Source organism: Delftia sp. PE138 (genome assembly GCF_018320755.1).
GTDB lineage: Bacteria > Pseudomonadota > Gammaproteobacteria > Burkholderiales > Burkholderiaceae_C > Comamonas > Comamonas tsuruhatensis.
Window position 1 is genome coordinate 284,274 of sequence record NZ_JABEPN010000005.1, and the last position, 19,249, is coordinate 303,522.

The window sequence follows — 19,249 nt, forward strand, 5'->3', positions numbered from 1 at the left end:
GGTCATAGGGGCGATATTGTCCCAGTTCTGCGCGAACTTGGTAAACCGCCCCCGAACTTATCCCTGCAAGCTCAGCTATTGCGCTTGATCCCGAGCGCGCCCAGCATCTGCTCGGTCTGCTTTTGCATCTGCTCCTGCATCTGGGCGAACATGTTCTGCGACTGCTCCATATAGCTGCTCATCATGTTCTGCATGGCGGGCGGCTGCATGCGCATGAACTGGCTCCAGGCCTCGGGCGAGGTGCCCTGGGCCTGCTCGGCGAGCTTGTTCTGGAAGTCGGTGAACATCTGCACGTTCTTTTCCAGGTAGGAGCCCATGTAGCCCTGCATGGCGTGGCCGTAGAAACGGATGATGTTGGCCAGCACGGTCTCGGAGAACATGGGGGCGCCGCCCGCCTCTTCTTCCAGAATGATCTGCAGCAGGATGCTGCGCGTGAGGTCTTCGCCCGTCTTGGCGTCCTTGACCACCACGGGCTCGTTGCCCATCACGAGCTGCTTGACTTCCGTCAGCGTGATGTAGGAGGACGTGTTGGTGTCGTAGAGACGGCGGTTGGGGTATTTCTTGATCACGCGCTGTGCGCTGGGGGCGGCGGCTGTTGTCGTCTCTTGCATTGCAATGCTTCTCCTCTTGTACCTGCTGTACCTGTTTGCGCCTGCTTGCACCGGCTCGTGCGGGCAATCGGCTATTGCACTGCAACAGATTCTAGGCAGCACCTGCAGCACCCGGCGCAGCAGTAACCCTGATGGGGATCAACGCATGCGACACGGCAAATGGCCGCCATGCAACCGTTGGGGCAAAAAAAATCCCGCTTGAAGCGGGATTTCTTTTTTGCAGCCCCTGGTGAGACTGCTGTGTTTGGTAGGCGCGATTGGACTCGAACCAACGACCCCCACCATGTCAAGGTGGTGCTCTAACCAGCTGAGCTACGCGCCTGTCGTTTGTTGAAGCCGCAAGTATAGCAGTGCAAAACAGGGCTTCCGGGCAAGTTGCGCAGTTTTTTGGATCAACCCGCCACCCTGGCGCGTTCCAGCATGGCGTGCATCAGCACATTGCAGCCTGCGGTGATGTCCGCGGGCGTGGCGTCCTCGATCTCGTTGTGGCTGATGCCGTCCTTGCAGGGGATGAAGACCATGCCGGCCGGCGCCAGCCGCGCCATGTAGACCGCATCATGCCCGGCGCCCGAGACGACGGGCATGTGCGAGTAGCCCAGGGCCTTGGCGGCGCGCGCCACCGCATCCACGCAGTCGGCATGGAAGGGTTGGGCGGGGTAGCTGGACACCAGGTTGATCGCTATGGGCAGGCCCGTCTCCCGGCTGATGCGGTCGGCCACTGCGCGGATGTCGGCGTCCATGGCTTCGCAGTCGGCATCGGTGGCGTTGCGCAGGTCGATGCTGAATTTGACCTGCCCCGGGATCACGTTGCGGCTGTTGGGATGGACCTGCACCATGCCCACGGTGCCGCGCCCGTGGGGCGGATGGCGGTGGGCGCAGGCCACCACTTCCTGCATCAGCTGCGCGGCCACTTGCAGCGCATCCTTGCGCAGGGCCATGGGCGTGGGGCCGGCATGGGCCTCCATGCCCGTGACCACGCAGTCATACCAGCGGATGCCCAGCACGCCGGTAACCACGCCAATGGTCCTGGCGTTGTCCTCCAGCACCGGGCCCTGCTCGATATGGGATTCGAAGTAGGCGCCGATCGGGTGGTCTCCCGGTTCCTGGCTGCCCACATAGCCGATACGCTCTAGCTCGCCCTTGACGGTCTTGCCTTCGGAGTCGGTGGCTGCATAGGCATGCTCCAGCGTGAAGGCCTTGGCGAACACGCCCGAGCCCATCATCACCGGCACGAAGCGCGAGCCTTCCTCGTTCGTCCAGAAGGCCACTTCGATGGGCGCTTCGGTCTCGATGCCGTGGTCGTTGAGCGTGCGCACCACCTCCAGCCCCGCCAGCACGCCGTAGTTGCCGTCGAACTTGCCGCCCGTGGGCTGGGTGTCGATGTGGCTGCCCGTCATGATGGGCGGCAGGCTGTTGTCGCGCCCGGGCCGGCGCATGAAGCCGTTGCCGATCTTGTCGATGGTCACCGTCATGCCCGCCTCGCGCGCCCAGCGGGTCACCAGATCACGGCCCTGGCGGTCCAGGTCGGTCAGCGTCAGGCGGCAGACGCCGCCCTTGGGCGTGGCGCCGATCTGCGCCAGCTCCATGAGTGAATCCCACAGCCGGCTTCCGTTGACGCGCAGCTGCGCGATGTCCTGCTTCACTTGGGTATCTGTATCCATTGCGGTCTCCTTGTCATGCGGGCTTCAGCGCGCCACGGCCGTGGGCTGCAGCGTGGCGGCGCGGCGTTGCACCGCATCGAAGTTGGGGCCGAAGGCAGGGCGCTTGATATAGCGCCCCTTGCCCTTCTCGGCACGCAGATCGCCCTGCGCATAGGCCACCACGCCCTGGCTGATGGTGTGGCTGGGCATGCCTTGTACGGTGCGCCCCTCGAAGATGTTGTAGTCGCCCTTGGAGCGCTGGGTCCTGACCGACAGGGTGTGCGTGGCAGCAGGGTCCCAGACGACCAGATCGGCATCGGCGCCCACGCCGACCAGGCCCTTGCGCGGATAGATGTTGAAAAGCTTGGCCGTGTTGGCCGAGGTGATGGCCACGAATTCGCTGGGCGTCAGCCGGCCGGTGTTCACGCCCGCATCCCAGATCACGGCCAGACGCTCCTCCACGCCGCCGGTGCCGTTGGGGATCTTGGCGAAGTTGTCCCGGCCCATGGCTTTCTGCGCGGCGCAGAAGGTGCAATGGTCGGTGGCCGTGGTGTGCAGCTGGCCCGACTGCAGGCCCTGCCACAAGGACTCCTGATGGCCTTTGGCACGGAAGGGCGGGCTCATCACATGGGCTGCCGCCTTGGCAAAGTCGGGGTCGCGGTACACGCTTTCGTCGATCACCAGATGGCCGGCCAGCACTTCGCCATACACGCGCTGGCCGCGTGCACGGGCCGCGGCAATGGCCTGCGCCGCCTCGGTGCAGCTGACATGCACCACGTAGATGGGCACGCCCAGCACGCCGGCGATGGCGATGGCGCGGTTGGCCGCCTCGGCCTCCACCATGGGCGGACGGGCCAGCGGATGGCCCTCGGGCCCGGTGATGCCCATCTTGGCCACTTCCTGCTGCAGCAGGTAGACCAGCTCGCCGTTTTCGGCATGCACCGTGGGCATGGCGCCCAGCTCCAGCGCGCGCTTGAAGCTGTTCACCAGCGTTTCGTCGTCGCACATGATGGCGTTCTTGTAGGCCATGAAGTGCTTGAAGCTGTTGATGCCCTCCTCTCGCACCAGCGTGCCCATGTCGGCATGGACGCTGTCGCTCCACCAGGTGACGGCCACGTGGAAGGAGTAGTCCGCCGCCGATTTCTCGGCCCAGCCGCGCCATTTGCGGTAGGCGTCCAGCAGCGGCTCCTGCGGATCGGGAATGACGAAATCGATGATGCTGGTGGTGCCACCGGCCAGCGCCGCCGCCGTGCCGGTGTAGAAGTCATCGGCCGTGACCGTGCCCATGAAGGGCAGTTGCATGTGGGTGTGCGGATCGATGCCACCGGGCATGACGAACTGCCCCGAGGCATCGATCACCTGCGCCCCGGCCGGCACCAGGGCCGCCACATCCGGCCCCACGGCCGCAATCGCCCCATCCACGCACAGCACGTCGGCCTTCTCCTGCCGGTCTGCATTCACCACCGTGCCGCCACGCACCCATACCGAACCCTGTGATTGACCCATAGCGTCATGCCTCCTGTTGGTTGGTCCGGCCTATGCCTTGCTCAGCGCAGGCGCGCCCTTGGTCACCTGGCCTGCCATGCCGATGCGGTAGACCACGCCGGCAATGAACAGGCCGATGAACCATGCGTAGTCATAGGCATGCTTGAAGAAATCACCCACGTTCGGGAATGCAGCGGGGAACGCCGCGTGCAGGAAGCCGGGCAGGTTGGGCGCCACGCCCAGGGCGAAGGCGGCCACGGCCACCCAGTTCCAGCCGTTGGAGTAGCGGTAGACGCCCTCTTCCCTGTACAGGTCTTCCACCACCAGCTGCTTTTTGCGCACCAGGAAGTAGTCCACCATCAGAATGCCCGCGATCGGCCCCAGCAGTGCCGAGTAGCCGATCAGCCAGGTGAAGATGTAGCCCTCGGTCGATTCCAGGATCTTCCAGGGCATCATCACGATGGCAATGGCCACCGTCATGTAGCCGCCCACGCGGTAGCTGATCTTCCTGGGCGCCAGGGCGGAGAAGTCATAGGCCGGCCCGACCAGGTTGGCTGCCAGGTTCACGCTCACGGTGTCGATCAGCAGCACGATCAGCGCGATCAAAACGGCCGCGCCCGTCATGCGGCTGGCGACATCCACGGGGTCCCACAGGGCCTTGCCGTAGATCACCACGGTGCCCGATGTCACCACCACCGCCAGCATGGCCAGCAGCCCCATGGGCACGGGCAGGCCGATGGCCTGGCCCACCACCTGGTCCTTCTGCGACTTGGCAAAGCGCGTGAAGTCCGGAATGTTCAAGGCCAGCGTGGCCCAGAAGCCCACCATGGCCGTCAGCGACGGCCAGAACACCGACATGAACTGGCCCGCCTTGGGGCCGCCCGGCGCGTACTGCGAAGGCTGCTCCATGATGGGGCCGAAGCCGCCGGCCTTCTGGTAGACCCATCCCAGCAGCACGAAGCAGATCAGGATCTTGAGCGGCGCTGTCCAGGTCTCCAGCTTGCGGATGGACTCGATGCCATGCACCACGAAGTAGAACTGGATCGCCCAGAACACCAGAAAGCACACCAGCTGCCCCACATTGATGCCCAGGCCCGCGATCTTCTCGCCTTCCAGCGGATGGCCCAGCAGCACGCCCAGCAGGGTGTAGATCATCATGCCGCCGAACCAGGTCTGGATGCCGTACCAGCCACAGGCCACCAGGGCCCGCAGCAGTGCGGGCAGCTTGGCCCCGTGGGTGCCGAAGGAGGCACGGGCCAGCACGGCGAAGGGAATGCCGTACCTGGCCCCGGCATGGCCGATGAGCAGCATGGGAATCAGCACGATGAGATTGCCCAGGAACACCGTCATCACCGCCTGCGACCACGACATGCCGTTCGTGATCATGCTGGCGGCCAGCGTGTATGCCGGGATGCACATCACCATGCCTATCCACAGGGCGGCGAAGTGGTACCAGGTCCAGGTGCGCTGGCTCGGCAGCGTGGGTGCGAGGTCGTGGTTCCACAGGCTGCCTGCGGACTCACCGGAATGCGGGGCATGCGACATTGCGAAGCTCCTTCTCGAAGAGAGAAATCACCAATCCATTGCTGATCCAGGGTCTGACTTTTTCCATCAAGCGCATTTCGTGCCAGGTCGGCCCGGATGCGGGCCGTGCGCCGACCTGCCGCAATGCCCCCTCTAGCCCTGCGCCGTCACGGCCTGGCGCATGGGGTTGTTCGGGTGCGTGGTCCAGTTCGCATACTCCCCGGTGACCGTCTGGCCGGTGCGGGGGTCCACCTCGCCCGGCTGCAGGCTGCGCATGGTGATGCACTCGGGCACGGGGCAGATGGACACGCACAGGTTGCAGCCCACGCATTCGGTGTCATCCACCTCGAAGCGGCGCACACCGCCCTCCTTGCTGAAAGTGATGGCCTGGTGGGAGGTGTCCTCGCAGGCCACGTGGCAGCGCCCGCACTGGATGCAGCTGTCCTGGTTGATGACGGCCTTGTCGATGTGGTTGAGGTTGAGGTCCTTCCAGTCCCTGACCGTGGGCACGGCCCGGCCCTGGAAGTCCTCGATGCGCGCAAAGCCGTGCGCGTCCATGTAGTTGGACAGCCCGTCGCACATGTCCTGCACGATGCGAAAGCCGTAGACCATGGCCGCCGTGCACACCTGGACATTGCCGCATCCCAGCGCGATGTATTCGGCCGCGTCCTTCCAGGTGGTGATGCCGCCGATCCCCGAGATGGGCAGGCCCGCCGTCTGCGGGTCGCGCGCGATCTCGGCCACCATGTTCTGGGCGATGGGCTTCACGGCCGGGCCGCAGTAGCCGCCGTGCGAGCCCTGGCCGTCGGTGCTGGGGTGCATGACCAGGGTGTCCAGGTTCACGCCCATCAGCGAGTTGATGGTGTTGATCAGGGACACCGCATCCGCCCCGCCGGCCTTGGCCGCCCGCGCGGGAAAGCGCACGTCGGTGATGTTGGGCGTGAGCTTCACGATCACCGGCAGCCGGCTGTACTGCTTGCACCACTGCGTGACCATCTGGATGTACTCGGGCACCTGGCCCACGGCCGCACCCATGCCGCGCTCGCTCATGCCGTGCGGGCAGCCGAAGTTCAGCTCCAGCCCGTCGGCGCCGGTATCCTCCACCATGGGCAGGATGCGCTTCCAGCTTTCCTCCACGCAGGGCACCATCAGCGAGGCGATCAGCGCGCGGTCAGGCCAGGCCTTCTTCACGCGGGTCATTTCCTCCAGGTTGGTGCGCAGCGGCCGGTCGGTGATCAGCTCGATGTTGTTCAGGCCCATCACGCGCCGGTCCTGCGCCATGAGGGTGGAGTAGCGCGGCCCGTTCACGTTGACCACATGCGGGTCCTCGCCCAGCGTCTTCCACACCACGCCGCCCCAGCCGGCCTCGAATGCGCGGGTGACGTTGATCTCCTTGTCCGTGGGCGGTGCCGAGGCCAGCCAGAACGGATTGGGGCTGGAAATGCCCAGAAAGCGGCTGCTGATGTCTGCCATGTCGATGCTCCTTGAAAAGCGCGGGCACAGCCGCTCAAACCCCGGCCGCCACGGCGCTGGTCAGCGCCTGGTGCATGGCCCGCGCGGCGACCTTGCCGTGCTCCACCGCCTGCACGGTCAGGTCCTGGCCACCGGCGCGGCAGTCGCCGCCGGCCCACACGCGCGGCACGCTGGTGCGGCCTTCGTCGTCGGTGTCGATACGGCCGTCACGCAAGGCAATGGCCGCGCCCGCCGGCGTGGCGACATAGGTCTGGCCAATGGCCTTGAGCACCATGTCGGCCGGCACGTCGAACACCTCCTGCGTCACCTGCAGCCTGTCGCCCTCCATGCGGGTGCAGGCCATGCGCACGCCGCAGACCTTGCCGTCCTGCACCAGGATCTCCTGGGGCGCGGCCCACAGCCGCAAGTTGACGCCATGGGTCTGCGCCCATTCCTGCTCCACCCAGGAGGCGGACAGCGCATCCTTGCCCCGGCGGTAGAACATGGTGACCTCGTCGGCGCCCAGCAGCCGGGCCTGCACGGACGCATCCACCGCCGTCATGCCGCCGCCGATCACCACCACGCGCCGGCCCACCGGCACCATGGATTTGTCGGCCGTCTGGCGGATGTCGGCAATGAAGTCCACCGCATTGCGCAAGCCTTCGGCCTGCGGCTCGGCCGCGCCCAGCGCATTGACGCCCGCCAGGCCCAGGCCGAGGAATACGGCGTCATGCTCTGCCAGCAGCGAATCCAGCGTGAAATCTCGTCCCAGCCGCTGGTTGTTGCGCGGCGTGATCCCGCCCACGGACAGCAGCCAGTCGATTTCCTTTTGCGCAAAATCACCGGGGGTCTTGTAGCTGGCCAGGCCGTATTCATTGAGCCCGCCCAGCTTGGGCCGGGCGTCGAACAGCACCACCTCGTGGCCCTGCAGCGCCAATTGGTGCGCGCATGTCAGGCCGGCAGGGCCAGCTCCGACCACGGCCACCTTGCGGCCCGTGGCGGCGGCACGCTGGAACAGCGGTGCACCACCGGAGGCCATGAAGGCATCGGTCGCATAGCGTTGCAGTGCACCAATTTCGACCGGCTTGTCTTCCTGGGTGTTGCGCACGCAGGCCTGCTCGCACAACTGCTCCGTGGGGCAGACACGGGAGCACATGCCGCCCAGCGGGTTGGCCGTCAGGATCTCGCGCGCCGCGCCACGGACGTTGTCCTGGGCGATGCGGGCGATGAAGGCCGGCACATCGATGCTGGTGGGGCAGGCCGTGGTGCACGGCGCGTCATAGCAGTAGTAGCAGCGCTCGGCCTCAATCAGGGCCTGGGCGCGGTTCAGCGGGGGGTGGGCGTCGGAGAAATTGGCCGCGTAGTCGGCCAGGTTCAGGCGGCCGGCGGCAATGCCGCAGGCGCGTTGCGCGGGGCTATCCATGGTGCATCCTCCAGAGTCAGGATTGAGGGCGTGAAGGGGGACACGGCATGCAGGGCCATGCCGGGCCATCTCGGACAACGCAAAGCGGCCCGCAGGAGGAACTCCTGCAAGGCCCCGGATCCAGCAACACAGTCTTCGGAGGTTTCATCGTGGTCCTCGCATGTGCAAGTGACGCCTCTTGTCGGGCGCACTGGGGGTGGAACGGAATTTACGCGGGTGAAAAAATTTACCAATCAGTAAAATCACCCAGAAAGTCGTCAGCAAGAAAGATGCCAGACAATCGCACCAAAATGGCGCCACTTATCTCCACTTACCATCTGCGCAATGGCAACCCTTTCTGACAATGCGCCCTCCCCCCAGGCCCGATCGGCCACGCGCAAGCCCACCGCTGCACGGCTGCGCAAGGAGCTGAACATCCTGCAGACGGCCGAACTGCACTTTGCGCAATACGGCTTCGAAGGCGCATCGCTGGAACTGATCGCGCACGACGCCGGCCTCAGCCGCCACAACCTGCTGTACTACTTCGCCAGCAAGGAGGAGCTGTACCTGCGCGTGCTGGGCGATGTGCTGACGCAGTGGCTGGCCGGCATGTCCGACCTGCTGCGCGGCGACGACCCGGCGGAGGCCTTGCGCATCTACATCCGAGCCAAGCTGCAGTCCTCGCGCGAGCGGCCCCATGGCTCCCGTGTCTTCACGCGCGAGGTGATGGCCGGCGCGCCCCGCTTCGGGCAGGCCATATCGAGCCAGGTAGGCCCGGCGCTGGCAGCCGACGTGCAGGCCTTCGAGCGCTGGGTGGCGCAGGGCAAGATTGCCCGCGTGGATTTCACCCACCTGATGTTCATCCTCTGGTCCGTGACCCAGGCCTACGCCGACCAGCAGGCCCAGTTCGCGCTGCTGCTGGGCCGGCCGGAACTGACCGCCGACGACTACGACACGGCGGCCGATCTGATCTACCGGCTGGTAATCCGTGGCCTGCAGCCGGATACCGCGGCTCTCGCACAATGAGCGCATGAATCACAGCATCCGCCTGAGACCCCTGGAGCGCGAAGATCTGCGCTCCGTGCATCTGCTCAACAACAATGCCGCCATCATGCGCTACTGGTTCGAGGAGCCTTACGAGACCTTCGACGAGCTTTCCGCGCTCTACGACGCGCACGTGCACGACCAGACCGAGCGCCGCTTCATCGTCGAGCACCAGGGCGATCGCGCCGGTCTCGTCGAGCTGGTGGAGATCGACCTGATCCACCGGCGCGCCGAGCTCCAGATCATCATCGCCCCCGAGCAGCAGGGCCAGGGCATCGCAGCCCAGGCAACGCGGCTGGCGCTGGACTATGGCTTCAAGACGCTCAACCTGCACAAGATCTTTCTCCATGTGGACCAGGAGAACGAGAAGGCCATCCACATCTACGCGCGCATAGGCTTCGTGCAGGAAGGCGTGCTGATCGACGAATTCTTCGCCAATGGCCAGTACCGCAACGCCATCCGCATGTACCTCCTGCAAAACGACTACCTGCAGGCACAGGCCGGAGTCGGCACCTGACCTCCTGACAGAGGAGCGCGGGCCCTGCCCGCCTCCTTGACCAGCAAGTCTCCCCATCGTTGGCGGGCGCACAAACAAAAAAACCAAACAAAAAAGCCTTCTGAGTGATCAGAAGGCTTCTTGCATTCCATCTGGCAATGGAAAATTGGTAGGCGCGATTGGACTCGAACCAACGACCCCCACCATGTCAAGGTGGTGCTCTAACCAGCTGAGCTACGCGCCTGTGTTTGTTCGAGAAAGCGATTCTAGCACGGGTTTTCCAGGGCTCCGGCAAAAATACCCCAACAGGCTCAGCGCCGCCGTGCCGAACGCACGCCCGCCACGGCGGCCACAATGCCCAGCACCTTGTTGAGGCGACCGGAATCGGCCACTTCCACGGTGAAGGTCATCCAGGCCGTTCCCTTGACGGATTGGGTCTGCACGCCGATGACATTGGTCTTCTCCCGCGCAAAGACTTCGGAGATATCGCGCAGCAGGCCCTGCCGGTCGGCCGCTTCCACGGACACATCGACCGGGTAGACGGCCGAGGCCACGGCCGCCGCCTTGGGCTGGCCCCAGGCCACGTCGATCACGCGCTCGGAATTGCGCGCTGCCATTTCACGGAAGTTGGAGCAGTCGCAGCGGTGCACGCTCACGCCCTTGCCGCGCGTGACAAAGCCCCGGATGTCGTCCGGCGGCGCAGGCTTGCAGCACTTGGCCAGCTGCGTCATCAGCGAATCCACGCCCACGACCAGCACGCCGCCCTTGGGCGAGTCCGTGCCGCGTGCCTTGCGCACCGGGGAGAATTCCTCGACTTCCTCCTCCGCCTCGGCCGGTCGCAGCACGGTCTCGATGTTGCGCAGCGAGTATTCATCCTTGCCGACGACTTCGAACAAGGCATCGGCCGATTTGAAGCCGAGCTGAACGGCCAGCTCCTCCAGCTTGACGGCCGTCTTGCCCTCGCGCTGCAGCAGTTTCTCGACCGCCTCGCGGCCGCGCGCCACGGTCTCGTGCGTGGCCTGGGCATTGAACCAGGCACGCACCTTGGCCTTGGCACGGTTGCTGGTCAGGTAGCCGAGGTCGGCGTTGAGCCAGTCGCGCGAGGGGCGCCCCTCCTTGACCGTGGTGATCTCCACGGTCTGGCCGTTTTGCAGCGGCGTGTTCAGCGGCACCATGGCGCCGTCCACGCGCGCGCCGCGGCAGCGGTGCCCCAGGCTGGTGTGCACCGAATAGGCGAAATCCACGGGCGTCGCGCCCTGCGGCAGCTCGATGACGGCCGCATCGGGAGTGAGCACGTAGATGCGGTCCTCGAACAGGCCCCGATGGTGGGCGCCCGCCAGGTCGCTGCCCCAGGCCAGCAACTGGCGCAGCACGGCGATCTTGGCGTCGTACTCGCTGCTGGCCGTGACACCCGCGTATCCCTTGGTGCCCGCCTCCTTGTAGGCCCAGTGGGCGGCCACGCCGTGCTCGGCATGGTCGTGCATGGCCTGGGTGCGGATCTGGATCTCGATTGCGCGGCCCGTCTCGTCGCGCACCACGGTGTGCAGCGACTGGTAGCCGTTGGGCTTGGGCTTGGCGATGTAGTCGTCGAATTCCGCCTCGATGGGCGTGAACTGCTCATGCACCCAGGACAGGGTGGCGTAGCAGTCCTTGATCGTGGGCACGACGACACGCATGGCGCGGATGTCGAAGACCTGGTCGAAGTTCAGCGACTTGCCTCGCATCTTCTTGACGATGCTGTAGATGTGCTTGGGCCTGCCTTGCACGGTGGCGCTGATGCTGTGCGCGCGCAGGTCGGCCTCCAGCCGTGCGCGCATCTGCTCCATATAGGCTTCACGCTCCACGCGCTTTTCATCGAGCAGGCGGGCCACTTCGCGGTAGGTCTCGGGCTCCAGGAAGCGCAGGGACAGATCCTCCAGCTCCCACTTGATCTGCCAGATGCCCAGCCGGTTGGCCAGCGGCGCAAACACCGTCAGCGCCTCGCGCGCAATGCCGGGCGAGACCGGGCGCTTGCTGGCTGCGTAATAGCGCAGCGTCTGCAGGCGCGACGCCAGCCGCAGCAGCACCACGCGCAGGTCGCGCGAGAAACCCAGCAGCATCTTGCGCACGTTCTCGGTCTGCGTGGCCTCATCGTCCAGGTACTGGCCGCCCAGCTCGGCGCCGCGCGCCTGCTCCTGCACGCGCATGAGCTTGTTGGTTTCCACGGCCAGGGTGGCGAAATTCTCGCCAAAGGCCTTGGCGATCACTTCCTGCGGGCGATTGAGGTGCACGCTGGCATGCACCAGATAGATCGCCGCCTGCATGGTTTCGGAGCCGCCGATGGTCTTGAGGATGGCAGCCACCGCATCGGCATGGGCCATGGTGTTCTCACCGGACTCCATGGTCTCGGTGGCGATCAGCGGCTCGGCAAAGCTGCGCGCGCGCGCCAGCGCGTTGACCTGTTCGGGCAGGGTCTGCGACGTGGCCGTGATCAGGTGCGGCAGCACCGACGGCACCTGGCCCGGCGCGGCTGCGCCGGGCGAAGGCGCCTGCACGGCGGCCTCGCTGCTGGCAGTCTTCATTCGTCACTCTCCCTGGCCTGCTCGGCAAGATTCATGGTGCTTGGCAAGCGCTCTTCTCCCCATAAGAACCGGCACAGCAAGGCCACCTGCCCTGCCGCGACGAAGGTGGGCGCATGTCCCACCCCTTCAAATTCCACGCAATGCGCCTTCGGCCCTCGCTGCGCCATGGCCTGTGCCGTGGCCGCCGTCAGCAGGTCGGACTGCGCACCACGAACTAGCAAGACGCGTGCCTTGATCTGGTCATACAGCTGCCACAGCAGCGCTTCGCCGGCCTGGGCCATCTCGCGCGTCATGTGCTGCAGGGGCACCGCAATCTGAGGGTCATAGTGCAGGACAAGGCCGCCATCGGCGGCCGGCCGCATCATAGGTCGCGTCAATCGCAACCATTGCCCTTCGCTATGTGGGCCGAAGCCTTCGGAAATCAAGAGCAGCGCATGGGCTGCCTGCTCAAGATTTTCAAAATGCGCGCCCTTGCCCAGGTACTGCCCTATGCGCTCCAGGGCAGACCACTCGATGACAGGTCCCACATCGTTGAGCACCAGCCTGCGGATGGGCGCCGGCAGCGGCAGCCCCGGCTGGCCCGCAAGCGCCATGCCGATCAGCCCGCCCATGCTGGTGCCCACCCAATCCAATTGTTCGACAGGCGCCTGCGCATGCACCTGGGCCAGCAAGGCCAGCATGTCGGCTGCGTAAAGAGGCACCTGGTAGGCGGCCGGATCCTGCAGCCAGTCGCTTTCGCCACGCCCGACCACATCGGGGCAGATCACGCGGGCGCGTTCGCTGAGCCGCTCGGCCAGCGCATCAAAGTCACGCCCCTGGCGCGACAGGCCGTGCACGCAGACCACGACATGGGGATGGTGCGGATCGCCGGTGCGATTCCATTCCCAATAAGCCATGCGGTGCGAAGCATTCTCTTGAGCAGCCGGGCTGGCAGTACGGCTCCAGGGTGAGGCACGCCCGGCAACCCCCGGGCAGGATACGTAGTTCAGCGTAGGATGATTCATGGAAACGCATTCGCGGAGCCGGCGCCGATAATGGCTGTGTTGCATCGTACATTCATTCGGAGACTCTCTATGTTGAAAGGCAAGACCGCCCTCGTGACCGGCTCGACCAGCGGCATCGGCCTCGGGATCGCGAAGGCGCTGGCCCGCCAGGGCGCCAATATCGTGCTCAACGGTTTCGGCGATGTGGACGGCCCCCGTGCCGAAGTGCTGGCCGCAGGCCAGGCCGCCGGCGCCCAGGTCGCCTATCACGGCGCCGACATGAGCCGCGTGGCGGACATCGAGGACATGGTCCAGTACAGCGTGCGCAATTTCGGCCAGATCGACATCCTCGTGAACAATGCCGGCATCCAGCACGTGGCGCGCGTGGAAGACTTCCCGCCCGAGCGCTGGGACGCCATCATCGCCATCAACCTGTCCAGCGCCTTCCACACCTCGCGCCTGGTCCTGCCCATGATGCAGGCGGCCGATGGCGGCAAGGGCTGGGGCCGCATCATCAACGTGGCCTCGGTGCACGGCCTGGTGGGCTCGGCGCAGAAGTCCGCCTATGTGGCGGCCAAGCACGGCATTGTCGGTCTGACCAAGGTAACGGCCCTGGAGAACGCCACCTCCGGCATCACCTGCAACGCCATCTGCCCCGGCTGGGTGCTGACGCCGCTGGTGCAAAAGCAGGTGGACGCCAAGGCCGAGCAGCACGGCATCAGCAATGAAGAAGCCAAGAAGCTGCTGCTGGGCGAGAAAGAGCCCTCCATGCAGTTCACCACGCCCGAGGAACTGGGCGAACTGGCGGTGTTCTTCTGCTCGCCCGCCGCAGCCAATGTGCGCGGCGTGGCCTGGAACATGGATGGCGGCTGGGCGGCGCAGTAAGCGCGCCAGCACCGGTTCACGTCAAAAAAGGAGCGCCACGGCGCTCCTTTTTTCATGGGCGGCCCACGCCTGCTCAGTACATCTGCACCGAGCCCGACACGTGGACCATCACCTGCGCCTTGCCCGCTTCCACGGACACGGCATCCATTTCCGCGCCAGCGGCCTTGGCGGACATGGCCATCATGCGCGGACGCGGCATGGGCACCGAGGTATCGCTGCTGCTCACGTTGACCTCGCGCAGGCTGTAGTTGGCAAAGCCGAAGCTCTTGGACAGCGTGGAGGCGCGCTGCTTGAACTGTTCGATGGCCTTGGCCTGGGCCTCGCCCTCGACCTTTTCACGGGCCTCGCGCGACAGGCCGAAGCCCACCTGCGACAGCGTCATGTCCTGCACCTGGGCCGCCGTCTGCGTGATGCGCGCGAAGTCGCGGCCCTGCAGAAGAATCTCGGCGCGGCCCTGCCAGCCTTCCACCTTGTTGTCCTTGCCATAGCGCGGATAGATGCCGAAGCTGCCGGTGCTCACATCCATCTGGCCCGGCTGGGCGCTGCGCTTGGTCACGGCCATGGCGGCCTCGACCACCTTCTGCAGCTGGGACTGGACCGTGGCGGCATCACGCCCTTCGCGCGTGGCCGACAAGGTGGCGGTCAGCAGGTCCTGCACCACGTCCACCGAGCCTTCTGCAGACAACTGCACCACGTTGGCAGGCTGTGCCGGCGCCGTGGCGGCGTTCTGCGCCCAGGCACCGCTGGCACAGGCCAGCGCAGTGGCCGCGACCACGGACTTGACCCAGGGGCGGGACAGCTGTTTGGAAAGCTTGCTCATGCGTTCACCCTTTGAAATGAAAGGTAGTTCAGGGATACAACTGCATGCCGCCCTTTCGCTACGGCATGCCGCCAGATGGTGACAGGTGTGGAGCCAAGCAGGCCTGCCGGCTCCTCCATTGACAACATTATTGCAACGATAAATGCATCAACATGGAAAACCCATAGTTAAATATTCTAAAGACACATTTTCCGTTCTAAATTTAAACGCAACATCTGTAACACACGGCAATATTTCGGGGGTTTGTCCAGACTTTTCGGCGCAAGCTGGTAACAATGGCGGCTGTTACAAATGACCGACCGAGGATGAACATGGCCACTACGACCAACCGCACCGACAAGATCCTGGTGGTGGATGACGATGCGCGCATCCGCGACCTGCTGCGCCGCTACCTGACGCAGGAAGGCTTCGAGATCATGATTGCCGAAGATGGCAAGGCGCTGAACCGCATCCTGCTGCGCGAAACGGTGGACCTGATCGTGCTTGACCTGATGATGCCCGGCGAAGATGGCCTGTCCATCTGCCGCCGCCTGCGCTCGGCCAACGACCGCACGCCCATCATCATGCTGACCGCCAAGGGCGAGGATGTGGACCGCATCGTGGGCCTGGAAGTGGGCGCCGACGACTACCTGGGCAAGCCCTTCAACCCGCGCGAACTGCTGGCCCGCATCCATGCCGTGCTGCGCCGCCGCCCGCCGCAGGAAGCGCCGGGCGCGCCTTCCGGCGACAACGAGGTGGTGAGCTTCGGCCCCTTCACCTTCGACCTGGGCACGCGCGTGCTGCAAAAGAACGGCGAGGAACTGCCGCTGACCACGGGCGAATTCGCCATGCTCAAGGCCCTGGTGCGCCACCCGCGCCAGCCGCTGTCGCGCGAGAAGCTGGCCCTGCTGGCGCGCGGCCGCGAATTCGAGCCCTTCGACCGCAGCCTGGACGTGCAGGTCTCGCGCCTGCGCAAGCTGATCGAGGAAGATGCCGCCGCTCCGCGCTATATCCAGACGGTCTGGGGCGTCGGCTATGTGTTCGTACCGGACGGCGCGAACTGAAATGCATCACCCCCTGAGGCGCTGCGCGCCTTCCCCCTCTCTCGCTCCGCGGGAGGGGGACGACGCCCTCGCCGCGAGGCGGCTCTTGCTCGGCGTCCCTGGGTTGGGGCCGTAACGTTTTATGTGCCGTTGACAATGCGCAGCGCCAAAACCTCACCCTGTCGACCGAGACAACCGGTAACGCAGGCTGGCCGGCACAGGCGTAATCTCGCAGCCGGCCCCTAGAATGACGAACCGCTTCCATGAGTTCCTTCACCGTCCCGCCCCATGACGCCACCAGCCCTGCGCCGCTCGACTACGAGCGGCGCATGACTGCGCGCTCTCCGCTGGGACTCAACCTTTTTTGGCGTACCTTCTGCCTGCTGGCCCTGCTGTTGGTGGGCAGCATCCTGGCGTGGCTGCAGACGCTGCGCGCCTTCGAATTCGAGCCGCGCACGCTGCACACCGCCCAGCAGATCGCCTCGCTGGTCAACCTCAGCCGCGCGGCCCTGGTGCATTCGGATGCCATCAACCGCGTCTCGCTGATCAAGACCATGGCCGACCAGGAAGGCGTGCGCATTCTGCCGCGCGAGCCTGGCGACAGCTTCGAGCTGCTGGACCAGAGCACGCTGGGCAAGCGCCTGACCGAGGAGCTCACGCGCCGCCTGGGCTACGGCACCATCGTGGCGCGTAGCGTCAATGGCGAGCCGGGGCTGTGGGTGGGCTTCACCATCAATGGCGACCGCACCTGGCTGCTGATGGACCGCTCGCGCTTCACGCCGGCCAGCGGGCGCACCTGGCTGATCTGGCTGATCACGGCCGGCCTGCTGTCCCTGGCGGGGGCGGCAGCCATCGCGCGCCTGATCAACCGGCCGCTCAAGCAGTTGAGCTATGCGGCCAACCGCGTGCGAGATGGCGACTTCGACGCCAGCCAGCTCGACGAGGAAGCCGTCACCAGCGAGATCCGCGAGGTCAACATCGGCTTCAACCGCATGGCGCAGAAACTGGCCCAGCTGGAGCAGGACCGCGCGGTGATGCTGGCTGGCATCTCCCACGACCTGCGCACGCCGCTCGCCCGCCTGCGGCTGGAGACCGAGATGAGCGTGGTGGACGACGTGGCGCGCGAGCACATGGTGGCCGACATCGTGCAGCTGGACGCCACCATCGACAAATTCCTGGACTACGCCCGCCCCGACCATGTCACCCTCAACCCGGTGAACCTGCATGCCGTGGTGTCCTCCTGCGTCTATGCGGTGCAGGACCACCGCGAGCTGCAGATCAGCATGGCCGTGCCCGAAGGCGTCTATGTACTGGCCGACGAGGTGGAACTGGCGCGCGTGATCTCCAACCTGTTCGAGAACGCACGCCGCTACGGCAAGACGCCAGAGACCGAAACCACGCACGTGGACGTGACGGCATCGGAACGCGAAAGCTGGGTGGTGATCCGCATCCGCGACCATGGCCGTGGCGTGCCGCCCGAGCAGCTCGCCAGCCTGACCCAGCCCTTCTTCCGTGGCGACTCCGCGCGCACGGCCGCAGCGGGCGCGGGCCTGGGCCTGTCCATCGTGGACAAGACGGTGCAGCGCATGGGCGGCGTGTTTGCGCTGTCCAACTCCTCCACGGGCGGGCTGGTTGCCCATGTGCAGTTGCAGCGTGCCTCGGGCGTGGCCAAGGGTGCCGAGCCCGAGCAGCGTCTGCAGCGCCCGCAGATCAAGCGCCAGTTGCCCCCGCGTGCGCAGGACGGCGCCCTGGACGGAGAGGACTAAGCCCGCAGCGCGCGTTCGGCAGATACGTTCGGCAGATACGTTCGGCAGATACAAAGGCCCCGGCGATCGTTGACCGATCGCCGGGGCCTTTTGCATGGGGATGGCACCCCGCTGGTCAGGCGCGGAACAGCAAGGCGGCGGCGCGCGCCTCCATGGCCTGCTGCTGGCCCACGGGGCCGAGCTTTTCGGCCGTCTTGGCCTTGACGTTGACCTGGTCCAGCGCCAAGCCCAGCGCCGTGGCGATGCGCTCGCGCATGGCAGGAATGTGCGGCGCCAGCTTGGGGGCCTGGGCAATGATGGTGCTGTCGATGTTGCCGATCTCCAGCCCCGTGGCGCGCACGCGGCGCGCCGCTTCCACCAGCAGCACCAGCGAATCGGCGCCACGGAATTCGGGGTCGGTGTCGGGGAAATGCCGGCCGATGTCGCCCAGCGCCGCGCCGCCCAGCAGCGCGTCGGTGATGGCGTGCAGCAGCACGTCGGCATCGGAATGGCCCAGCAGCCCCAGTTCGTGCGGCACCTCGATGCCGCCCAGGATCAGCTTGCGCCCGGGCACCAGGGCATGCACGTCCCAGCCCTCGCCAATACGAAAATTCATGTGAAACATTCCAGGTTCAGAAAAATGGATTGCCCGACGCCTGCGGATGGTCGCGCTGGCCCCGGTATCGCTCCAGCGTGGTGCTGCGCTCGCGCTGCGACAGCACGGCGGCGGCCAGCGCGAAATCGTCCGGATAGGTGACCTTGAAATTCTGCGCGCCGCCGGGCACCAGGCGCGGGCGCTGGCCCACGGCCTCCATGGCGCTGGCCTCGTCGGTCACGGCCGAGCCGGCGTGCTGCAGCGCATCGAGCAGCGGCGCGATGCGGAACATCTGCGGCGTCTGCGCCAGCCATTTGTCGCTGCGGTCCACCGTGCCCGCCACGCGCACCCCGCTGGGCCCGGCCACGGCCGTCTTGAGCGTGTCGGGCAGCTTGTGCGCCAGCAGGCCGCCCACGGCATCGTGCTCGCAGGCGTCGATCAGGGCATCGATGAGCGCGGGCGTCACCAGGCAGCGCGCGGCGTCGTGCACCAGCACCCAGTCATGCGCGCCCGCACCGCGCGCCAGCAGCTCCTTCAGGCCGTTGGTCACGGATTCGGCCCGCGTGGCGCCTCCGCATGCCGCCGTGGAGTAGCGCGTGGGCGACGGGCCCGGCAGGCCCTGGCGCCAGAAGTCGTCGCCAGGCGCGATCACCACCAGCGTGTGGTGCACGCGCGCTGTGCCCGCAAAGGCGGCCAGCGTGTGCGCCACCATGGGCGCACCGGCCACCAGGTGGTATTGCTTGGGCAGTTCAGGCGCAGGCGCATCGGGTGCGATGGCGCGCGAGCCCGTGCCCGCGCAGGGGATCAAGGCCCACAGGCGGGCCGGCTCCAGGGATGCGGGCGCAGCCGCCGCAAGCAGATCTTTCATGGTGGCGCATTGTAGTGACGGCCATGTGCCGCCATGGCCATGCGGGCATGCCTGCATGGCCGCCATGCGTGCTGGCTAAAATGCTTCGATACCCCTCTGCGCGTGCCGAGGGGTTT

Annotated in this window: 16 protein-coding genes and 2 tRNA genes; 5 read left to right on the forward strand and 13 right to left on the reverse strand. The window is 66.0% G+C overall.

Annotated features, from left to right (window positions below; genetic code table 11):
* Window positions 1–71: 71 nt before the first annotated feature.
* The 7 genes from phaR to HFGMBDPB_RS18745 all read right to left on the reverse strand — a co-directional run bounded on the left by phaR (window position 72) and on the right by HFGMBDPB_RS18745 (window position 8,135).
* Complete coding sequence (gene phaR, locus HFGMBDPB_RS18715) at window positions 72–611, reverse strand: polyhydroxyalkanoate synthesis repressor PhaR (RefSeq protein ID WP_016445296.1); 540 nt, start codon at window positions 609–611, stop codon at window positions 72–74.
* Between the two features lie 245 nt (window positions 612–856).
* A tRNA-Val gene (locus HFGMBDPB_RS18720) sits at window positions 857–933 on the reverse strand.
* Window positions 934–1,003: 70 nt separating this feature from the next.
* Window positions 1,004–2,272: a Zn-dependent hydrolase gene (locus HFGMBDPB_RS18725; RefSeq protein WP_154834701.1), complete on the reverse strand. Its 1,269-nt coding sequence runs from the start codon at window positions 2,270–2,272 to the stop codon at window positions 1,004–1,006.
* A gap of 24 nt (window positions 2,273–2,296) precedes the next feature.
* Window positions 2,297–3,757: a dihydropyrimidinase gene (gene hydA, locus HFGMBDPB_RS18730; RefSeq protein ID WP_212646000.1), complete on the reverse strand. Its 1,461-nt coding sequence runs from the start codon at window positions 3,755–3,757 to the stop codon at window positions 2,297–2,299.
* A gap of 30 nt (window positions 3,758–3,787) precedes the next feature.
* Window positions 3,788–5,281, reverse strand: coding sequence for an NCS1 family nucleobase:cation symporter-1 (locus tag HFGMBDPB_RS18735; RefSeq protein WP_034363133.1), 1,494 nt, complete (start codon window positions 5,279–5,281; stop codon window positions 3,788–3,790).
* 132 nt (window positions 5,282–5,413) lie between these two features.
* The gene (gene preA / locus HFGMBDPB_RS18740; protein WP_013803150.1) at window positions 5,414–6,733 is read right to left on the reverse strand and encodes an NAD-dependent dihydropyrimidine dehydrogenase subunit PreA; all 1,320 of its coding nucleotides are present in this window, start codon (window positions 6,731–6,733) and stop codon (window positions 5,414–5,416) included.
* Between the two features lie 34 nt (window positions 6,734–6,767).
* The gene (locus HFGMBDPB_RS18745; protein WP_212646001.1) at window positions 6,768–8,135 is read right to left on the reverse strand and encodes an NAD(P)-dependent oxidoreductase; all 1,368 of its coding nucleotides are present in this window, start codon (window positions 8,133–8,135) and stop codon (window positions 6,768–6,770) included.
* Window positions 8,136–8,459: 324 nt separating this feature from the next.
* Here HFGMBDPB_RS18745 and HFGMBDPB_RS18750 point away from each other — a divergent pair, with 324 nt between their 5' ends.
* Together HFGMBDPB_RS18750 and speG are read left to right on the forward strand one after the other, a co-directional pair.
* Window positions 8,460–9,140 carry a TetR/AcrR family transcriptional regulator gene (locus HFGMBDPB_RS18750; protein ID WP_016445276.1) on the forward strand — a complete coding sequence of 227 codons (681 nt, stop codon included), beginning with the start codon at window positions 8,460–8,462 and terminating at the stop codon, window positions 9,138–9,140.
* A 4-nt stretch (window positions 9,141–9,144) separates the two neighbouring features.
* Window positions 9,145–9,675 (forward strand): spermidine N1-acetyltransferase, encoded by a 531-nt coding sequence (gene speG, locus HFGMBDPB_RS18755; protein WP_212646002.1) that lies wholly within the window; start codon window positions 9,145–9,147, stop codon window positions 9,673–9,675.
* Window positions 9,676–9,821: 146 nt separating this feature from the next.
* On the opposite strand, the gene HFGMBDPB_RS18760 is transcribed toward speG, so the two are convergent.
* The 3 genes from HFGMBDPB_RS18760 to HFGMBDPB_RS18770 all read right to left on the reverse strand — a co-directional run bounded on the left by HFGMBDPB_RS18760 (window position 9,822) and on the right by HFGMBDPB_RS18770 (window position 13,111).
* Window positions 9,822–9,898, reverse strand: a tRNA-Val gene (locus HFGMBDPB_RS18760).
* Between the two features lie 67 nt (window positions 9,899–9,965).
* Window positions 9,966–12,215: a RelA/SpoT family protein gene (locus HFGMBDPB_RS18765; RefSeq protein ID WP_016445274.1), complete on the reverse strand. Its 2,250-nt coding sequence runs from the start codon at window positions 12,213–12,215 to the stop codon at window positions 9,966–9,968.
* Entirely contained in the window at window positions 12,212–13,111 is a 900-nt protein-coding gene (locus tag HFGMBDPB_RS18770; RefSeq protein WP_061287642.1) for an alpha/beta fold hydrolase, read from the reverse strand. The genes HFGMBDPB_RS18765 and HFGMBDPB_RS18770 overlap by 4 nt, the downstream gene beginning before the upstream one ends.
* A gap of 177 nt (window positions 13,112–13,288) precedes the next feature.
* Here HFGMBDPB_RS18770 and HFGMBDPB_RS18775 point away from each other — a divergent pair, with 177 nt between their 5' ends.
* Window positions 13,289–14,083, forward strand: a complete 795-nt coding sequence (locus HFGMBDPB_RS18775) for a 3-hydroxybutyrate dehydrogenase (RefSeq protein ID WP_016445272.1) — start codon at window positions 13,289–13,291, stop codon at window positions 14,081–14,083.
* A 73-nt stretch (window positions 14,084–14,156) separates the two neighbouring features.
* Here the strand turns inward: HFGMBDPB_RS18775 and HFGMBDPB_RS18780 are convergent, their stop codons facing one another.
* Window positions 14,157–14,903 carry an SIMPL domain-containing protein gene (locus HFGMBDPB_RS18780; protein ID WP_061287643.1) on the reverse strand — a complete coding sequence of 249 codons (747 nt, stop codon included), beginning with the start codon at window positions 14,901–14,903 and terminating at the stop codon, window positions 14,157–14,159.
* 305 nt (window positions 14,904–15,208) lie between these two features.
* Between HFGMBDPB_RS18780 and ompR the strand changes: the two genes are divergently transcribed.
* Window positions 15,209–15,946: an osmolarity response regulator transcription factor OmpR gene (gene ompR / locus HFGMBDPB_RS18785; RefSeq protein ID WP_017404718.1), complete on the forward strand. Its 738-nt coding sequence runs from the start codon at window positions 15,209–15,211 to the stop codon at window positions 15,944–15,946.
* A 242-nt stretch (window positions 15,947–16,188) separates the two neighbouring features.
* Window positions 16,189–17,691, forward strand: coding sequence for an ATP-binding protein (locus tag HFGMBDPB_RS18790; RefSeq protein WP_012204699.1), 1,503 nt, complete (start codon window positions 16,189–16,191; stop codon window positions 17,689–17,691).
* 115 nt (window positions 17,692–17,806) lie between these two features.
* On the opposite strand, the gene ispF is transcribed toward HFGMBDPB_RS18790, so the two are convergent.
* Together ispF and ispD are read right to left on the reverse strand one after the other, a co-directional pair.
* Window positions 17,807–18,286 (reverse strand): 2-C-methyl-D-erythritol 2,4-cyclodiphosphate synthase, encoded by a 480-nt coding sequence (gene ispF / locus HFGMBDPB_RS18795; protein ID WP_013803157.1) that lies wholly within the window; start codon window positions 18,284–18,286, stop codon window positions 17,807–17,809.
* 16 nt (window positions 18,287–18,302) lie between these two features.
* On the reverse strand, window positions 18,303–19,133 hold the full coding sequence (gene ispD, locus HFGMBDPB_RS18800) for a 2-C-methyl-D-erythritol 4-phosphate cytidylyltransferase (RefSeq protein WP_212646003.1): 831 nt from the start codon (window positions 19,131–19,133) through the stop codon (window positions 18,303–18,305).
* Window positions 19,134–19,249 lie beyond the last annotated feature (116 nt).